This window comes from Brevibacterium oceani, assembly GCF_013623835.1.
Taxonomy (GTDB): domain Bacteria; phylum Actinomycetota; class Actinomycetes; order Actinomycetales; family Brevibacteriaceae; genus Brevibacterium; species Brevibacterium oceani.
In genome coordinates this window covers 155,688-172,459 of sequence record NZ_JABKDE010000008.1, presented here as the reverse complement: position 1 = coordinate 172,459, position 16,772 = coordinate 155,688, and the positions used below count along the sequence as shown (strand labels likewise).

The 16,772-nt window shown below is 66.2% G+C and carries 16 protein-coding genes and 1 tRNA gene; 16 read left to right on the top strand and 1 reads right to left on the bottom strand.

Annotated elements, in window-relative coordinates; translation table 11 throughout:
- Positions 1-110: 110 nt before the first annotated feature.
- A tRNA-Asn gene (locus HK401_RS17045) sits at positions 111-183 on the bottom strand.
- A 136-nt stretch (positions 184-319) separates the two neighbouring features.
- Between HK401_RS17045 and smc the strand changes: the two genes are divergently transcribed.
- From smc to HK401_RS16965, 16 genes are all read left to right on the top strand, one after another.
- Positions 320-3,910 carry a chromosome segregation protein SMC gene (gene smc / locus HK401_RS17040; RefSeq protein ID WP_181275846.1) on the top strand — a complete coding sequence of 1,197 codons (3,591 nt, stop codon included), beginning with the start codon at positions 320-322 and terminating at the stop codon, positions 3,908-3,910.
- A 219-nt stretch (positions 3,911-4,129) separates the two neighbouring features.
- The gene (locus tag HK401_RS17035) at positions 4,130-4,531 is read left to right on the top strand and encodes a hypothetical protein (protein ID WP_166972741.1); all 402 of its coding nucleotides are present in this window, start codon (positions 4,130-4,132) and stop codon (positions 4,529-4,531) included.
- 173 nt (positions 4,532-4,704) lie between these two features.
- Positions 4,705-5,847, top strand: a complete 1,143-nt coding sequence (gene ftsY / locus HK401_RS17030) for a signal recognition particle-docking protein FtsY (RefSeq protein ID WP_181275845.1) — start codon at positions 4,705-4,707, stop codon at positions 5,845-5,847.
- 211 nt (positions 5,848-6,058) lie between these two features.
- Positions 6,059-7,279 (top strand): ammonium transporter, encoded by a 1,221-nt coding sequence (locus HK401_RS17025; protein ID WP_181275844.1) that lies wholly within the window; start codon positions 6,059-6,061, stop codon positions 7,277-7,279.
- A gap of 308 nt (positions 7,280-7,587) precedes the next feature.
- On the top strand, positions 7,588-9,198 hold the full coding sequence (gene ffh, locus HK401_RS17020) for a signal recognition particle protein (protein ID WP_181275843.1): 1,611 nt from the start codon (positions 7,588-7,590) through the stop codon (positions 9,196-9,198).
- 157 nt (positions 9,199-9,355) lie between these two features.
- Complete coding sequence (gene rpsP, locus HK401_RS17015) at positions 9,356-9,805, top strand: 30S ribosomal protein S16 (RefSeq protein WP_181275842.1); 450 nt, start codon at positions 9,356-9,358, stop codon at positions 9,803-9,805.
- 1 nt (position 9,806) lies between these two features.
- Entirely contained in the window at positions 9,807-10,037 is a 231-nt protein-coding gene (locus HK401_RS17010; protein WP_039210974.1) for an RNA-binding protein, read from the top strand.
- 118 nt (positions 10,038-10,155) lie between these two features.
- Positions 10,156-10,656, top strand: coding sequence for a ribosome maturation factor RimM (rimM, locus tag HK401_RS17005; RefSeq protein ID WP_181275841.1), 501 nt, complete (start codon positions 10,156-10,158; stop codon positions 10,654-10,656).
- A 77-nt stretch (positions 10,657-10,733) separates the two neighbouring features.
- On the top strand, positions 10,734-11,483 hold the full coding sequence (gene trmD / locus HK401_RS17000) for a tRNA (guanosine(37)-N1)-methyltransferase TrmD (protein ID WP_181275900.1): 750 nt from the start codon (positions 10,734-10,736) through the stop codon (positions 11,481-11,483).
- Between the two features lie 189 nt (positions 11,484-11,672).
- On the top strand, positions 11,673-12,014 hold the full coding sequence (gene rplS / locus HK401_RS16995) for a 50S ribosomal protein L19 (RefSeq protein WP_181275840.1): 342 nt from the start codon (positions 11,673-11,675) through the stop codon (positions 12,012-12,014).
- A gap of 31 nt (positions 12,015-12,045) precedes the next feature.
- Positions 12,046-12,669 (top strand): signal peptidase I, encoded by a 624-nt coding sequence (lepB, locus tag HK401_RS16990; protein ID WP_181275839.1) that lies wholly within the window; start codon positions 12,046-12,048, stop codon positions 12,667-12,669.
- Between the two features lie 125 nt (positions 12,670-12,794).
- Positions 12,795-13,499, top strand: coding sequence for a signal peptidase I (gene lepB, locus HK401_RS16985; protein ID WP_181275838.1), 705 nt, complete (start codon positions 12,795-12,797; stop codon positions 13,497-13,499).
- Positions 13,499-14,284 carry a ribonuclease HII gene (rnhB, locus tag HK401_RS16980; RefSeq protein ID WP_181275837.1) on the top strand — a complete coding sequence of 262 codons (786 nt, stop codon included), beginning with the start codon at positions 13,499-13,501 and terminating at the stop codon, positions 14,282-14,284. Before lepB (HK401_RS16985) ends, rnhB begins: the two co-directional genes overlap by 1 nt.
- A gap of 16 nt (positions 14,285-14,300) precedes the next feature.
- Positions 14,301-14,618, top strand: coding sequence for a DUF2469 domain-containing protein (locus HK401_RS16975; RefSeq protein ID WP_166972721.1), 318 nt, complete (start codon positions 14,301-14,303; stop codon positions 14,616-14,618).
- 175 nt (positions 14,619-14,793) lie between these two features.
- Entirely contained in the window at positions 14,794-15,195 is a 402-nt protein-coding gene (locus tag HK401_RS16970) for a YraN family protein (protein ID WP_258234293.1), read from the top strand.
- Entirely contained in the window at positions 15,192-16,769 is a 1,578-nt protein-coding gene (locus HK401_RS16965) for a YifB family Mg chelatase-like AAA ATPase (RefSeq protein WP_181275836.1), read from the top strand. The genes HK401_RS16970 and HK401_RS16965 overlap by 4 nt, the downstream gene beginning before the upstream one ends.
- Positions 16,770-16,772: the final 3 nt, after the last annotated feature.

Below are 16,772 nucleotides of genomic sequence, written 5' to 3'. Positions count from 1 at the left end.
CGGGAATTTCGACTCACGCGCACGATTTCGCCGCCTCGGCTGTGCTTCACCGCTGTCAAAGCGCGGCGACATGTCGGAGGCCCTGCCGCATGCGGCAGGGCCTCTTCCAGCTCCCCCGGCTGGGCTCGAACCAGCGACCCTTCGATTAACAGTCGAATGCTCTGCCAACTGAGCTACGGAGGAACAGCGTGGTTTCCCACGCACGAAGAGCGAGCCTACCAAAATTTCAGGGAGTTCGCAGAATTCTGCGGCGATTGCGGCATTCCGACCGCCCGTGAGCCCGTCTCACGCGGGCGAGACGGATATGCTGGGTTCCACGATGCATCTCAAAAGCCTGACCCTGCGTGGATTCAAGTCCTTCGCCTCGGCCACGACTCTCAAGTTCGAGCCGGGGATCACCTGCGTCGTCGGTCCCAACGGTTCGGGCAAGTCCAATGTCGTCGACGCCCTGTCCTGGGTGATGGGGGAGCAGGGCGCGAAGAACCTGCGCGGCGGGAAGATGGACGACGTGATCTTCGCCGGAACCTCGAAAAGGCAGGCCCTGGGCCGCGCCGAGGTGACCCTGACCATCGACAACAGCGACGGAGCCATTCCCGTCGACTACACCGAGGTCACCATCTCGCGGACCCTGTTCCGCACGGGCGGTTCCGAATACGCGGTCAACGGCGCTCCCGCCCGCCTGCTCGACATCCAGGAGCTGCTCAATGACTCCGGCCTGGGCAAGGAGATGCACGTCATCGTCGGTCAGGGCCGCCTCGACGCGATCCTCCATGCCGACCCGCTCGAACGTCGCAGCTTCATCGAAGAGGCCGCTGGCGTCCTCAAGCACCGTCGGCGCAAGGACAAAGCGGTGCGCAAGCTCACCGGCCTGCAGACGAACCTCGACCGACTCACCGACCTGCGCAGCGAACTCAACCGGCAGCTCGGACCCTTGGGCCGCCAGGCCGAAGCCGCGGCGAAGGCCGCCACCGTCCAGGCCACCCTGCGCGACGCCACCGCTCGTCTGCTCGCCGACGACGCCGTGCGGATGCAGTCCTCGCTCGCCTCGTCGACCGAGGGGGAGGACCACAGTGATCGCATCTCCGACCTCGACCACCGGCGGATGCGCACCGAGGCGCGGCTGAGCGAGATCGAGACCCGTCTCTCCGGTCTCGACGCCGAGCTCGAAGCTCAGCGGACCGCGGAATCGCGGACCCAGACCCAGATCGTCCGCGCCCAGGGGCTGACCCAACGAGCCGAGGACAAACGCTCGCACCTGCTCTCGGAGGTCACTAGCCTCGGCCGCCGCGAATCGAAGTCACCCGATGAGCTGCGTGCCCAAGCCGAACGCTTCCGCTCCGAGCTCACCGACGCCGAGGCGGCAGTGACCGAGACGACGACCGCCCTGAATGCCAACCAGCAGCGGAAGGAAGAGCTGACCGGAGCCCTGCGCAGTGCCGAGGACGAGGTCAAGGCCGCACAGATCGCCATCACCGAGGCGGTGAAGAACCGATCGGCGCTCGTGTCCAAGCTGACCCAGGCCGAAGAGCGCATCACGGACCTCACGACCCGCATCGAGTCCAACCAGGCCGAGATCGAGACCGTCACCGAGCGCATCACCGCCCGCAGCACCGAACTCGAGGCCGCCGAGACCGGAGTCGAAGACGTCGAAGCCGGCGAAACCGAACTCGACTCCGCCTACGAATCTGCTCAGGAGACCCTCGAGCAGCTCGAAGCCGAACGCACACAGCTGCAGGAGAGACAGGCGCAGACGGCGTCCGAACTGTCCTCGGCCAAGGCCCGCGCGGAAGCCCTCGCCCTGGGCACGGCGCTCGAGGCCGACCTCGAAGAGATCGTCAATGCCGACCTGCCCGGAGTCGGCACGGCCGTGACCGAACGTCTGAGCGTGACCACCGGCTACGAGATGGCCGCGGCAGCGGCCCTGTCGACCACCGTCTCCGGTGTCATCGTCGACAATCCTGAGGTCGCGCTGGCCGTGCTCGACCACCTCGGCGAGGACACGAACGTGTCCCTGACCGTGCCCTCCGGGGCGAATGCCGTCGCCGCACGCTCGACAGGCGGCGCACGCTCGACAGGCGGCAAGGGCGGCGACAGCCCTGCCGCGCTTCCCGACCTCGCGAGCCTGCCCGGAGCCGATGCCGAGGCGGGAGCGCTGACCTGGCTGCGCGATCTCGTCAGCAGCGACGTCCCCGAACTGCAGACGCTGCTCGATGAGTCCCTGCACGCCGTGGTCTGCGTCCCCGATGCCCGCACCGGGGTCGCCCTGACGACCGCCCGCCCCGATCTCACCGCCGTCACTGCGCACGGGGAGGTGCTCTCTGCCACCCGCATCAGCCGCGCCCGTACCGCCTCGGGCACCCGCCTGGCCTCCCAGACCGCCCTCGAGGACACGCAGGCGACGATCACCGCACTCGAAGAACGCGCCGTGAGCATCGACGCCGAACTCGCCGAGCTCGAACCGCGCCTGGCCACCGCCCGTCACGACTCGGCTGCGGCATTGGACGCACTGCACTCCTCGGATGCGAAGATCATGGCCGCCGCCGAAGAGGTCTCGCGCATCACCGGCGAGATCGGCGTCGCCCGCACGCGCCTGCAGCGAGCTGAGGAGAACGCGGCGGAGCTCAAATCCCGCCTCGACGCAGCCCGCAGCGAAGCCGAAGCCGCGCAGGCTGCGCTCGCCGGCGCCGCCGAGGTCGACGAAGTCGTCGACACCACCCGGCGGGACGAACTCAGCGCCGAGGTCTCACAGTCCTCGGAGGACCTCGTCGAAGCACGCATCAGCCACAAGTCCGCGACCGACCGGGCGCGGTTCTTGAGCGACCGGGTCGAGTCCCTGCTGCGGGCGGCCAAGGCCGAAGAGGCAGCACGGGAGCAGACGCAGCGCACGATCGCGAAGAAGAAGCGAGCGGCCGCCCAGACGCTGCTCATCGCCGAGACTGCGGCCGACGCGGTCACGCTCGCGACGGACACAGTCGCCGAACTCGGTGAGGCCATCCAGCTCCTCGTCGACGAACGCGGCGGTCTGCGCGAGGAGAAGAGCCGCCTCGGCGAGGAATTGGGTCAGACGAGGACCGAGCTGCAGAAGCTCAAGGACGCCGCCGCCGAGGCGGAGCTGGCCAAGGAGCGGTACCGGCTGAAGCTCGAGGAGATCGCGCATCGGTCGGAGGAGGAGACGGGGCTCGGCATCGAGCGGCTCATCGACGAATTCGGACCGCACCTGTCCGTGCCCTCCTTCGAGGAGGGCGTGGAGGATCGGCCGTACGTGCGCCCCGAGGTCGAGAAGCGGCAGAAGCAGGCGGCGGCCTCGCTCAAGCGCATCGGCACGGTCAATCCGCTTGCGCTCGAGGAGTACGAGGCCCTGAAGGAGCGGCATCAGTTCCTCGAGAAGCAGATCGCCGACATCGAGGCCTCGCGCAAGGACCTCATGCAGCTCGTCGAGGAGGTCGACAAGCATGTCGAACGCGTCTTCGCGGAAGCCTATGCAGACACGGCCCGCGAGTTCGAGGACATCTTCTCCCGGCTCTTCCCCGGCGGCGAAGGGGCGCTGAGCCTGACCGATCCCGACGACATGCTCACCACCGGTGTCGACGTCCACGCGCGACCCGCGGGCAAGAAGGTCAAACGGCTGTCGCTGCTCTCGGGCGGGGAACGCTCGCTGGTGGCCGTGGCCATGCTGGTGGCGATCTTCAAGGCCAGGCCGAGCCCGTTCTACGTCATGGACGAAGTCGAAGCCGCCCTCGACGATCTCAACCTCTCGCGCCTGCTCACCGTGTTCGAAGAGCTGCAGGACTCCTCGCAGCTCATCGTCATCACCCACCAGAAGCGGACGATGGAGATCGCCGATGCGCTCTACGGCGTGACGATGCACGGCGACGGGGTGTCGAAAGTCATATCGCAGCGCATCCCCTGAGTCCGATTCCCGACGATCGCATGGTCCGCCGTGGCCACAGGCCGGTTTGTCGGTGATGCCCAGGAGGATCTCAGGGAATTCTCCAAGTGCCATGCGGGGGCGGAACACAATTGTCGTGTTCTGGGACTATAGACTTGGCTCGGAAGACAGGTATTCGAAGAACGTGAGGAGCGAGACGTCCATGGCCGAGGCTGCTGATCTGCGAGGTGGCTCGAGGGCATGAATGCAGTACTGGTCGTCATCGTCGGACTCGCGATCTCGTTCGCTCTGGCACTCTTCGTCGTCCTTCTCGTCGCCCTGCCCGGCCTGCGTGCCGAAGGCCGCCTGCGCTACTCCTCGGATGTGCAGCGGTTCCGCCTGCCCGCGGAATGGACCGGCTACGACGACGAAGTCCACGAATTCTTCGGCCACGACGACGGAACCTCGCACTTAGCGACCCGCGAACAGGCCGCCGTGACCGCGATCCGTGACCATTCGTATGTGCTCAGGCCGCAGCCCAGACGTCATGCCGCCCCCTCACTCATCACCGTGCGGCCGCGCACACGCCATTGGAAGATCCCCGAGTCGGGAACCGGGTGGAGGACCACCGCCGGCCTGCTCTTCGGCAGCCGGGGCTCCTGACACACAGACGACAGCGGCCCCGCACGACCGAGGCCGATCGCGACGGGAGCTGCGCCGACCGATTCGGGCGTGCGGACCCGGTGCGAACCGACAGATGACACCAGCCCGGTGAGAACCGGGAACTCGAGTGCCGTGGGCAGACCCGCGGGTGCTCAAAGGAGGACGGAAGAACAATGGATCAGCCGATCATCTTGCTCATCGTTTTGGCCATCGTCTTCATTCTCGTCGTCGCGCTGGGCATCAGCCTGCGCGTCAGCGGAAAGAGGAAAGGGCTGCGCGACGAGCGCACCATCGATGCCGATGTCACCGGCGAGCTCAGTGCCGATGAGATCGCCGAGGCGGTCGAGAAGGAGAAGGCCGAAGCCCGCGGTTCCGAGGTCCCCACGGAGCCGGCCGGTCGGCTGGTGCGCCTGCGTGAGAGGCTCGCGAAGTCGAACACCGGGCTCGGACGCGGGCTGCTCAACCTCCTGTCGCGGGACAACCTCGATGAATCGACGTGGGAGGAGATCGAGGACACCCTCATCCTCGCCGACGTCGGAGTCGAACCGACCACCGAACTCGTCGACCGACTGCGCGAACGCGTCAAGGTCCTCGGCGCCCGCGACCCCGAAGAGGTGCGCGGGCTGCTCCGTGAGGAGCTCATCACCCTCGTCGACCCCACCATGGACCGGTCCCTGGCGAACCAGGCCACAGGCGGTGATCCGGCGGTCATCCTCGTCGTCGGCGTCAACGGCGCCGGCAAGACGACGACGGTGGGCAAGATCGCCCGTGTGCTCGTCGCCGAGGACAAGACCGTGCTGCTCGGTGCCGCGGACACCTTCCGCGCCGCCGCAGCCGAACAGCTGGCGACCTGGGGCGAGCGCGTCGGCGTCGAGACCGTGCGGAAGGAAGAAGGCGCCGATCCCGCCTCGGTGGCCTACTCGGCCGTGGAGAAGGGACAGCAGGACGGCGCCGATGTCGTCCTCGTCGACACCGCCGGCCGACTGCAGAACAAGCGCGGACTCATGGACGAACTCGGCAAGGTCAAGCGTGTGGCCACCCGCCCGTTGGGAGAGGGCCATGACATCGACGAGGTCCTCCTCGTCCTCGATGCCACCACCGGTCAGAACGGCATGCAGCAGGCGAAGGTCTTCGCCGAGGCGGTCGACATCACCGGCATCGTGCTGACGAAGCTCGACGGCACCGCGAAGGGCGGAATCGTCGTCGCGGTCCAGCGTGAGCTGGGCGTGCCCGTCAAGCTCATCGGACTGGGGGAGGGCGCGGACGACCTCGCTCCTTTCACCGCCGAAGGATTCGTCGACGCTCTACTCGACTGAGGGCCTCGATTGAACGCTCAGCAGTCCTGACGGCACCGTCGCGCGACTGATCCCGCGCCTTCTTCGAGTCTGGTCTCACTCGCGTATTCGCAGGGTGAGACCAGGCTCGTCACATTCCGGAAACATTTGCGACTCACCACTGTGACATGCGTCATGGAGACTGTGTCTGCCCGGTTCGATTCGGAACCGGCCGAGACACGAAAGAGACGACATGGAACTCGATGCAGTGAATGTATGGATGATGGTCGCCGCGGGGTTGGTGCTGCTCATGACCCCCGGGGTGGCGTTCTTCTACGGAGGAATGACGCGGATCACCTCGGCGATCAATATGATGATGATGGTCTTCTCCGCGATGGCCGTCGGCGGACTCGTCTGGGTCCTCTTCGGGTACGGACTGAGCTCCGGTGACTCGATCGCCGGAATCGTCGGCAACCCGCTGTCCGAACTCGGACTCACTGGCTCGGTCGCGAACGACCCGGCCTCGCTGATCTCCATCGGCTACGGCTCGACGTTCGCGATGATCGCGATCGCCCTCATCGCCGGAGCCGTCGCCGACCGCGCGAAGTTCTCCACCTGGCTGGTCTTCTCCGCCGCGTGGGTGACCCTCGTGTACTGCCCCCTGGCATTCATGGTCTGGGGAGACGGACTGCTCAGCGAATCGGGTGCGATCGGCAGCCTGTTCGGACCGGCCATCGACTTCGCCGGAGGCACGGTCGTCCACATCAACGCCGGCATCTCCGCCCTCGTGCTCGTCGTCGTCATGGGTCGCCGCGCCCGCTTCTCGACCCCGCACAAGCCGCACAACATCCCGATCACCGTGCTCGGGGCCGCGCTGCTGTGGTTCGGCTGGTTCGGGTTCAACGGCGGTGCGGCCACCACCATCGAACAGGGCGGACTCATCTGGATCAACACGCTGGCCGCACCTGCCGCCGGCATGATCACCTGGATCATGATCGAACGCCTGCGGGCCTCGCGACCGAGCAGCATCGGCAGCGTCTCGGGAGCGATCGCCGGCCTCGTCGCGATCACCCCGGCGTGTGCGAACGTCGACCCCTATGCGGCCGTCCTCATCGGCATCGCGGCAGGCGCCGGTGCGATCTTCGCCGTCGAAGCGAAGAACCGTCTGCGCTATGACGATGCGCTCGACGTCGTGGCCGTCCACCTCGTCGCGGGAATCATCGGCACCGTGATGATCGGGTTCTTCGCCTTCCCGAACGAGGACGGGCCCGCCGGGCTCTTCTACGGAGGCGGCTTCGAACTCCTCATCGCACAGGTCCTCGCGTGCCTCGTGGCCATCGTCTACGCCGGTCTGCTCACGCTCGCGATCTCCCTGGTCCTGCGCTCGACGATGGGGCTGCGGATCGACCCGCGAGAGGAACTCGAGGGAATCGACACCTTCGAACACGCGGAGCAGGCCTACTCGTTCCGGTGACCCCAACAGACGCCCGTCCAGGCGGCCGGTGGGTCTCGCCGGCCGCGTGAACGGGGGAGAGTGCGACGTCGTGCTCATTGATCGCCTCGGCAGGGTGGAAGCAGACCACCCCGCCGAGGCGATCGGCCGTTCCGCGTGCATGGGAAGCATTCGTGCCGCCTCGGCGTTCGGCAGTTGACGAATACGGGAAGGTCAGCGCCACCTCGGCGAGGGTTCACGGGGCATTGCCAGCACTCTTGGTTTCAGCCCGGCACGGGTGAGTTGCTAGTCTAGAGAGTCGACCAAATCATCGTGAAGAAGGCTCGTTCGTGTTTAATTCTCTGTCCGACAGGCTCACCGCGACTTTCAAGAATCTGCGCGGGAAGGGCCGACTGTCCGAAGCCGACGTCGATGCCACCATCCGCGAGATCCGGCGCGCACTGCTCGACGCCGACGTCGCTCTGCCTGTGGTGCGAGCCTTCACCGGGCGGATCCGCGAGCGGGCGCTGTCCGAGGAGGTCTCGGGCGCACTCAATCCGGGCCAGCAGGTCGTCAAGATCGTCAATGACGAACTCGTCGCCATCCTCGGCGGACAGACCCGCCGGCTGACCTTCGCCAAGCGACCCCCGACGGTCATCATGCTCGCCGGCCTCCAGGGTGCCGGTAAGACGACCCTGGCTGGGAAGCTCGCGCACTGGCTGAAGTCCGAGGGCCACCGGCCGATGCTCGTCGCCGCCGACCTGCAGCGACCCAACGCCGTCAACCAGCTCCAGATCGTCGGCGAGCGTGCCGGCGCGGTCGTCTACGCCCCGGAGCCGGGCAACGGCGTGGGCGATCCGATCCAGGTCGCCACCGACTCGATCGAGGTCGCGAAGTCCAAACTCCACGACGTCGTCATCGTCGACACCGCCGGTCGCCTCGGCATCGACGAAGAACTCATGCAGCAGGCCGCCGACATCCGCTCGGCGGTCAACCCCGACGAGGTCCTCTTCGTCATCGATGCGATGATCGGCCAGGACGCGGTGAAGACCGCCGAGGCATTCCTCGAAGGCGTCGACTTCACCGGTGTTGTGCTCTCGAAGCTCGACGGCGACTCCCGCGGCGGTGCAGCCCTGTCGGTCGCCGAGGTGACCGGCAAGCCGATCATGTTCGCCTCGACCGGCGAATCGATGCAGGACTTCGAACAATTCCACCCCGACCGCATGGCCGACCGGATCCTCGACATGGGTGACATCCTCACCCTCATCGAGCAGGCCGAGAAGAACTTCGACGAGAAGCAGACCGAGAAGCTCAAGAAGAAGGTCGAAGCCGGCGAGGACTTCGACCTCAACGACTTCCTCACGCAGATGGCGGGCCTGAAGAAGATGGGCTCGATGAAGAAGATGCTGGGCATGATGCCCGGCATGAGCCAGTACAAGGATCAGCTGGAGAACTTCGACGAGCGTGAGGTCGATCGCGTCGAAGCGATTGTGAGATCGATGACACCGCACGAGCGGACGAACCCGAAGATCCTCAACGGCTCCCGCCGCGCCCGCATCGCCAAGGGTGCCGGAACCACGGTCACCGCGGTCAACCAGCTCATGGAGCGCTTCACCCAGGCGCAGAAGATGATGCGACAGATGACCCGCGGCGGCGGAATGCCCGGCATGCCCGGTGGCGGCGGCATGCCGCAGATGCCCGGAATGGGCGGAATGCCCGGTGGCGCCGGAAATCGTAAGAAGAAGGCGGTGGGGAAGAAGAAGGGCCGCAAGGGCGGCCAATCGGGCAACCCCGCCAAGCGCGCGCAGGAGGCGCAGGCTCTGGCCGACAAGAAGTCGGGCAAGACCAAGGACCCGGTCGGTTCGGCCTTCGGCGGCGTCGATCTGGGCAAGGACGAGGAATTCGATCCGGCGAACCTGCCCAAGGGATTCGGCGGAATCTTCCCAGGTGGCAAGAAGTAGAGCCTTCTGGCACAATTGACTCTTGTACTTTTGCTCTCGGTCCGGGCCCTCTCATCCGCGCCGAAGTGATAGTCCGAGCCGCAGCTTCCGGCAGGTCAACCCCACGACTCTCCTGGATCAGCTGTGCACACAGAACACAAAAGGAGACACCACTAAAGTGGCAGTCAAAATTCGTCTGACCCGCATGGGCAAGATCCGTGCACCCCACTACCGCGTCGTTGTCGCTGACTCGCGCACCCGTCGTGACGGTAAGGCCATCGAGCAGATCGGCATCTACCACCCGACCCGTGAGCCCTCGGTCATCGAGATCGATTCCGAGCGCGCCCAGTACTGGCTCGGTGTCGGTGCTCAGCCGAGCGACCAGGTCAAGGCCCTGCTCAAGCTCACCGGTGACTGGCAGAAGTTCACCGGCGAGGGCGAAGCGGTCAACACCGTCAAGCCGCAGCCGGAGAAGGAAGCCTACGTGGCTCCCAACGCCGATTCGGTGATCAAGGAAGCCATCACTCAGAAGGGCGGCAAGTCTGCGGACGCCGCTGCTGACGACGCTGCCGAGGCTCCGGCCGAGGAAGCGGCCCCCGAGGCCGCTGAAGAAAGCGCTGAAGCCTGAGATGTTGCCTGATTCGCTCGAGCATCTGGTCCGCGGCATCGTCGATCATCCCGATGATGTCTCCGTACGCTCGCGTTCATCGCAGCGTGGCACGACTCTCGAGGTCCGGGTTCACCCCGAAGACCTCGGTCGGGTCATCGGCCGTGCAGGCAGGACCGCCAAGGCCCTGCGCACCGTGATGAACTCACTGGCCGGCCGTGAGTCGGTGCGAGTGGACCTCATCGAGGCGTAACACCTTTTCTGCGTGAGGGGATGCAGTGCGAAAGCGCTGCATCCCCTTACGTGCATTCACACTCGGGACGCCGATTACACTGGTGCCTGACCGACAACCCCGACCCTCGAGGAGCAGCATGGACACGGTCATCGCCCGGCTGGGCAAGCCGCATGGGATCAAGGGCGAGTTCACCGTCGAGGTGCGCACCGACCGGCCCGAGGAGCGACTGACTCCCGGGTCGACCTACGCCACCGACCCCGACATCGGGCCGCTGACACTGAAGTCGGCGAGGTGGCACCGCGACCGCCTGCTCCTGGCCTTCGACGAGGTCCCCGACCGCAGCCGCGCCGAGGAGATCCGCAACACACTCATCCTCGCCGACCAGGATGATGACGACGAGGACACCGACGCCTGGTACCTCGATGACCTCATCGGGCTGAAGGTGTATGAGAACGACGCCCTCGTCGGAGAGATCGTCGACGTCACCAACGGCACCGCCCAGGACCTCCTGCACATGAAGCACACCGCCGGGCACGTCGTGCTCATCCCGTTCGTCACCGCAATCGTCCCCGAGGTCGACATCGAGACCGGACGCATCGACGTCACCCCGCCCGCCGGCCTCCTCGACGCCGAATGAGCGAGAACCCACCCGTGACCGGTGGCGACGCTGCCGCGCCTGTGACGGACACCCGCGCCGAGGCGGCCGATCCCCGGATGTCGATCGACGTCGTATCGATCTTCCCCGAATACCTCGCCGGCCTGCAGCTCTCCCTGATCGGCAAGGCCGTCGACCGCGGGCAGCTGGGTCTTGCCGTCCACGATCTGCGCGACTTCACCTTCGACCGGCACAACACCGTCGACGACTCACCCTATGGAGGGGGAGCGGGCATGGTGATGAAGGCAGAGCCGTGGGCGTTGGCCCTCGAACACGTCCTTGCCGGCGGGTCCGGCGAGAAGCCGACGCTCATCGTGCCCAGCCCCGCAGGTGCCGTGTTCGATCAGCGCATCGCCGAGGACCTCGCCTCCCGCAAGCACCTCGTCTTCGCGTGCGGCCGGTACGAAGGCATCGATCAGCGTGTCATCGACTGGGCCGGCGAGCACTTCGAACTGCTGCCCATGAGCATCGGCGACTACGTCCTCAACGGCGGCGAGGTGGCCTCGATGGTGATGATCGAAGCCGTCAGCCGCCTCATCCCCGGCATCATCGGCAACCCCGAGTCCCTGACCGAGGAGAGCCACGAAGACGGCCTGCTCGAATACCCGATCTATACGAAACCGGCCGAATGGCGTGGACGCGAGGTCCCGGAGATCCTGCTCAGCGGCAACCACGCCGCGATCGCCCGCTGGCGACGTGACCGACGTCTCGAACGCACTGCCGAGGTCAGGCCCGATCTGCTCGCCCGACTCACCGACCTGAGCAAAGAGGATCTGGCCGCCATCGAACGGTTTGAGTCCGAGCGCTGAGCCGTGGCAGAATGAAACGTCGCGTTTGTTGGCGTTCACCTGCTTCAGGGGGATGGGCGCCCACACTGATCCGCCCGGTCTGAAACGGCGGGTCCACGGGGAGAGATCCCGACAGACGATCCAGTCACCGGTTCACCGGTCCGATATGCGTGTCCTCGACCTGAAGCAGGGGCCACAGGAGAAACCACAATGCAGAAGCTCGATGTTGTAGATGCAGCCTCGCTGAAGTCCGACGTTCCCGAATTCCGCCCGGGCGACACCCTCAACGTTCACGTCAAGGTGATCGAGGGTACCCGCTCGCGTATCCAGGTCTTCAAGGGAATCGTCATCCGCCGCCAGGGCGACGGAGTCCGCGAGACCTTCACCGTCCGTAAGATCAGCTTCGGCGTCGGAGTCGAGCGCACCTTCCCGGTGCACTCGCCCAACGTCGACAAGATCGAGGTCCTCGCTCGCGGTGACGTCCGCCGTGCGAAGCTCTACTACCTGCGCGAACTGCGCGGCAAGGCTGCTCGCATCCGCGAAAAGGCCTGATCTGCCTGGCACCGTGGGATACGATCACACTGTGCCGAACAGACGAGAAGACGCGACCTTCGGGTCGCGTCATCTGTCTTCGGGCCGGTTCTGGAAGACCGTCGCGATCATCGCCGTCGTCATCGTCATCCTCGGCGGGTCGGTCCGCGGGTTCATCATCCAGCGCTTCACCATTCCCAGCGCTTCGATGGAACCGACGCTCAAGGTCGGCGACTCGATCACGGTGTGGCGACCCGATGCGCTGCGCGGTGACATCCGACGCGGCGACATCGTCGTCTTCGACGGCCGCGGCTCCTTCGTCGACGACCCGCTGCCCACCCCGCTGCAGAAGATGGGATCCTGGGTCGGCCTCGGCCCCCGGGACGTCTACTACGTCAAACGGGTCATCGCCCTCGGCGGCGACACCCTGCAGTGCTGCGACGCGCAGGGCCGGCTGCTGCTCAACGGCAGACCGCTGCGTGAGGACTACGCGCCCAACCCCGCCTCGACGGTGGAGTTCTCCATCGAAGTCCCGGCTGACACGATGTGGGTGATGGGCGACAACAGAGGCGACTCGGCCGATTCGCGATCCCTGCTGGGGCGCCCCGGTGGGGGATTCATCCCCACCGATCGAGTCATCGGCCCCGTGATCGGGCACGGCTCCTCGATCGACTGAGCCCCACCTCGGCGCGGGTGGCGAACTCACCTGAGCGCGTGGTCAGGCTGGTGCTGGTACGCTCATTTCATTCCCTGGAGGAGCAGTCCTCAGCGACAACTGTGGTCCGATGTGAAAGCGAACGAATGACAAGCGAATCCGAAGCTTCCCCGCCCCCAGCCTCGAAACGGTTCGCCCGCGGCCTGCTCGAGACCGCAGCGATCATCGTCATCGCCCTGCTCATCTCGACGGCATTGAAGACCTGGGTCGTCCGCTCGTTCTACATCCCCTCCGAATCCATGATGACCACCCTCCAGGTCGATGACCGGGTGCTGGTCAACCAACTCGCACCGCGATTCGGTCCGCCCAACCGGGGCGACATCATCGTCTTCGACGATCCCGACCATTGGCTCTCGGCGATGGAGACGGCAGAATACACGCCCAACCCGCTCCTCGAGTTCATCGGCCTGGCTCCCTCGGACGCGGGGAATCAGCTGATCAAGCGCGTCATCGGCGTCGGCGGCGACACCGTCGAATGCTGTGATGCGCAGGGCCGCATCAAGGTCAACGGGGAACCGATCGACGAGACGTACCTCGACGACGGCACCGCACCCTCCGAGACGGACTTCAAGGTCACCGTGCCCGAGGGCCACTACTGGGTGATGGGCGACAACCGCAGCAACTCCGCGGATTCCCGCTACCACATGGATGCCGATCCGTTCGTCGCCGATGACGACCTCGTCGGCACCGTCTTCCTCATCAACTGGCCGTTCAAGCACTTCGGCTGGGTGTCCGATCCCGAAGACGTGTTCGCCGATGTGCCCGCCGCCGAGGGAGTCACCGGGAACTGATGGGTACACGAGGACTGAGCGACCTCAGCGTGGAGAACGCACTGCTGAGCGAGGGCTTCGACTTCGTCATCGGCGTCGACGAGGTGGGCCGTGGTGCCCTCGCCGGTCCCGTCAGCGTCGGGGCCGCCCTGTTCGACCTGCGAAAGCTCACCGCCGCCGAGGTGCCTGCGGGCATCCATGATTCGAAGCAGCTGAGCGCGGCGTCCCGGCAGGCCGCGACCGCTCGTGTGCGCAGTTGGGCGGCCGCCGCGGCAGTGGGTTCGACGAGTCCGAGCGAGCTCGACGAGCTGGGGATGACGATGGCGCTCAACCTCGCCGGTCGCAGGGCGTTCACCGCGATGCTGGAGGAATGGGCCGGCGGGTCAGGTGCCGCGTCTGCGGGTGGGTATGCCTCGGTCGGGACAGCTGACTCTGTCGGTGGTTCGAGTCGTGGGTCTGCAGGCGTGTTCCCGGCGTCGACGACGGTCCTGCTCGACGGCAGCCATGATTGGCTTTCCGCCCCACTCACCCTCGATTGCCTGGGGATATTCGGCGACTTCGCCGATCTCGATCTGCCGGAGGTACGCACGATCGTCAAGGGCGACGGCAGCGTTCCCGCGATCGCGGCGGCGAGCATCGTGGCGAAGGTGACGCGCGATGAGGTGATGATCGCACTCGCTGCCGAGAATCCGCACTATGGTTGGGAGTCGAACGTCGGATACGGGACGGCGAAGCATCGGCAGGGCATCGTTGATGTCGGCCCGAGCATCCACCACCGGAGAAGCTTCCGCTTGCATGCGGTTTGAGTAAGGAGGGCTCAGCATGAGCGCCGATGATCTGGACGACTACGAAGCGCAGCTCGAACTCCAGCTGTACAAGGAATACCGCGACGTCGTCGGCCTCTTCGCCTACGTCGTCGAGACCGAACGCCGCTTCTACCTCGCCAACCACGTCGACCTCAAGGCGCACAACGACGCCGGGGACGTGTACTTCGAACTCACTCTGCGCGATGCGTGGGTGTGGGACAGCTACCGTTCGGCACGGTTCATCAAGACCGTGCACGTGCTCACCTTCAAGGACGTCAACATCGAGGAGATCGCGAAGTCCGACCTCGAGCCCCCGACGTCCATCCGCGGCTGAACGGACCCGACTTCGGCAGCCGGACTCCATCCAGGTGTGCGCACCGACTCGCACGTGTTCTGCTGTGGAAGGTGCGCCGACTCGAGCGTGATACGCCTGTGGACGGTCACACCGAATCCACAGGCACCGAGGTCGCTCTTCCCCTGACTCGTCTGCCCATGGTCCTCTGGCCGACATGGGACAGAGACGAACTGCAGGGCGAGCACCCACCGCCCGAGGGATGCGCAAGCAGGCGCTGGGCGAGCACGGCGAGGACCTCGCGGCGGCGTTCCTCGAAGCAGCTGGTCTGGTCATCATCGAACGCAACTTCCGGTGCCCGCGCGGCGAACTCGACATCATCGCCCGAGACGGAGACACCGCGGTCTTCGTCGAGGTCAAGACCCGACGCACCGGGGCGTTGGGTTCCCCGCTGGAGGCCGTGACCGCGTCCAAACTCGGACGCATCCGCACACTGGCCGGTATCTGGCTGAGCGGCCAGGACGAATTCTTCCCAACCACTCGCATCGATGCGCTCGGGATCATCATCGAACCGAGTCTGCAGTACTTCCACTGCCCGAACATCCAGGTCGACTCATGAACGGCGAGGTCCTCGCTTCCGACTCGGGCGACAGCACTGCCACCCACGTGATCGGGAGGGCCTCGGCCGTCGCCCTGTGGGGACTGAGCGGAAAGATCGTGTCCATCGAAGCCAGCGTCAGCGCCGGCCTGCCCGGCATCGACATCGTCGGCCTGCCGGATGTCTCGGTCAGCGAATCCCGCAAACGACTGAGGGCGGCACTGGCCTACCTCGGCACTCCCGTGGCCACCCAACATCTGACGATCAATCTCACCCCCGGCACCGTGCCGAAGGTCGGCACCGGCTTCGACCTCGTCATCGCCGTCGCCGTGCTCAAAGCTCTGGGCAAGATCTCCTCCGACGACACCGGCGAGGTCATCCACCTCGGCGAGATCGGACTCGACGGAAGGATCCGTCCCGTCACCGGGGTGCTGCCGTCGCTGCACTCGGGTGTCCAAGCAGGTTTCGAGCGTTTCGTCGTACCCGTCGGCAATGCCGATGAAGCCGCCCTGGTCGTCCGGGCCCGTGTGCAACCGGTCGCCTCGCTGGCCGACGTCGTCAATCTCTATGGCGGATCGATGGCAGTGCCACCGCTGCCTGCCGTCCTCGAGATGGACCGACCCGTCGCCGTCACACCAGACCTCCACGACCTCGCCGAAGTCCAAGGCCAGGCCGAGGGCCGCTTCGGACTCGAGGTGGCAGCTGCCGGTGGACACAATCTGCTCATGCGCGGGACACCCGGTGCGGGGAAGACGCTGCTCGCACAATGCCTCCCAGGAATCCTGCCGCCGCTCGATGACGACGAAGCCGTCGAAGTCGCCACCGTCCGATCCCTGCACGGTGAACTCGACGGCAGCAACGGACTCGACCATCGACCCCCGTTCGAGGCACCGCACCACCGGAGCACCGCCTCGGCGCTCATCGGGGGACGACGCCCGGGCACGGTCGGCATCCTCAGCCGAGCCCACCGCGGGGTGCTGTTCATGGACGAAGCCCCGGAATTCTCCCGCGACGTCCTCGAAGCGCTGCGCCAGCCGATGGAAGCACGGCGTGTGCACATCAACCGGGCGTGGGGGTCGATGGTGCTGCCGGCCTCGTTCCAACTCGTTATGGCCGCGAATCCGTGCCCGTGCGGAGTCGGCATGGCCGGGGCCGGTACGGACTGCCGGTGCACGCCGTTGGACAAACGTCGCTACCGCAACCGCCTGTCCGGACCGCTGCTCGACCGAGTCGACCTGCAGCTCGAACTCTTCCCCGTCTCACCGGCCGATCTGCGACTCGGCGGAGGCCAGGAGACCAGTGAGACCGTGGCGGCGCGGGTCAGCCAGGCGCGCGAAAGGCAGGCCGAACGCTACGCGGACTGCGGGTGGCGGCTCAACGCCGAAGCACCGGGAGCCTGGCTGCGTGACCACTTCGCGTTGACACCTCAGGCACTGTCCGACCTCGACAGGGCCTTGGACACCGGTCGGATCACGATGCGCGGCTACGACCGGGTGCTGCGGGTCGCCACCACGCTGGCCGACCTCGCCGGAGCCCCCGGCCCCGACCCGGAGACGATGAGAATGGCGCTCGCCCTGAGGACACAGGAGTCATGACCG

Coding starts and splice junctions, on each gene's coding strand:
- HK401_RS17035 (WP_166972741.1), top strand. CDS start 4,130: ATGAATGCAGTACTGGTCGTCATCGTCGGACTCGCGATCTCGTTCGCT.
- rplS (WP_181275840.1), top strand. CDS start 11,673: ATGCAGAAGCTCGATGTTGTAGATGCAGCCTCGCTGAAGTCCGACGTT.
- ftsY (WP_181275845.1), top strand. CDS start 4,705: ATGGATCAGCCGATCATCTTGCTCATCGTTTTGGCCATCGTCTTCATT.
- rnhB (WP_181275837.1), top strand. CDS start 13,499: ATGGGTACACGAGGACTGAGCGACCTCAGCGTGGAGAACGCACTGCTG.
- HK401_RS16965 (WP_181275836.1), top strand. CDS start 15,192: ATGAACGGCGAGGTCCTCGCTTCCGACTCGGGCGACAGCACTGCCACC.
- HK401_RS16970 (WP_258234293.1), top strand. CDS start 14,794: ATGGGACAGAGACGAACTGCAGGGCGAGCACCCACCGCCCGAGGGATG.
- HK401_RS17025 (WP_181275844.1), top strand. CDS start 6,059: ATGGAACTCGATGCAGTGAATGTATGGATGATGGTCGCCGCGGGGTTG.
- trmD (WP_181275900.1), top strand. CDS start 10,734: ATGTCGATCGACGTCGTATCGATCTTCCCCGAATACCTCGCCGGCCTG.
- smc (WP_181275846.1), top strand. CDS start 320: ATGCATCTCAAAAGCCTGACCCTGCGTGGATTCAAGTCCTTCGCCTCG.
- HK401_RS17010 (WP_039210974.1), top strand. CDS start 9,807: ATGTTGCCTGATTCGCTCGAGCATCTGGTCCGCGGCATCGTCGATCAT.
- HK401_RS16975 (WP_166972721.1), top strand. CDS start 14,301: ATGAGCGCCGATGATCTGGACGACTACGAAGCGCAGCTCGAACTCCAG.
- lepB (WP_181275838.1), top strand. CDS start 12,795: ATGACAAGCGAATCCGAAGCTTCCCCGCCCCCAGCCTCGAAACGGTTC.
- rimM (WP_181275841.1), top strand. CDS start 10,156: ATGGACACGGTCATCGCCCGGCTGGGCAAGCCGCATGGGATCAAGGGC.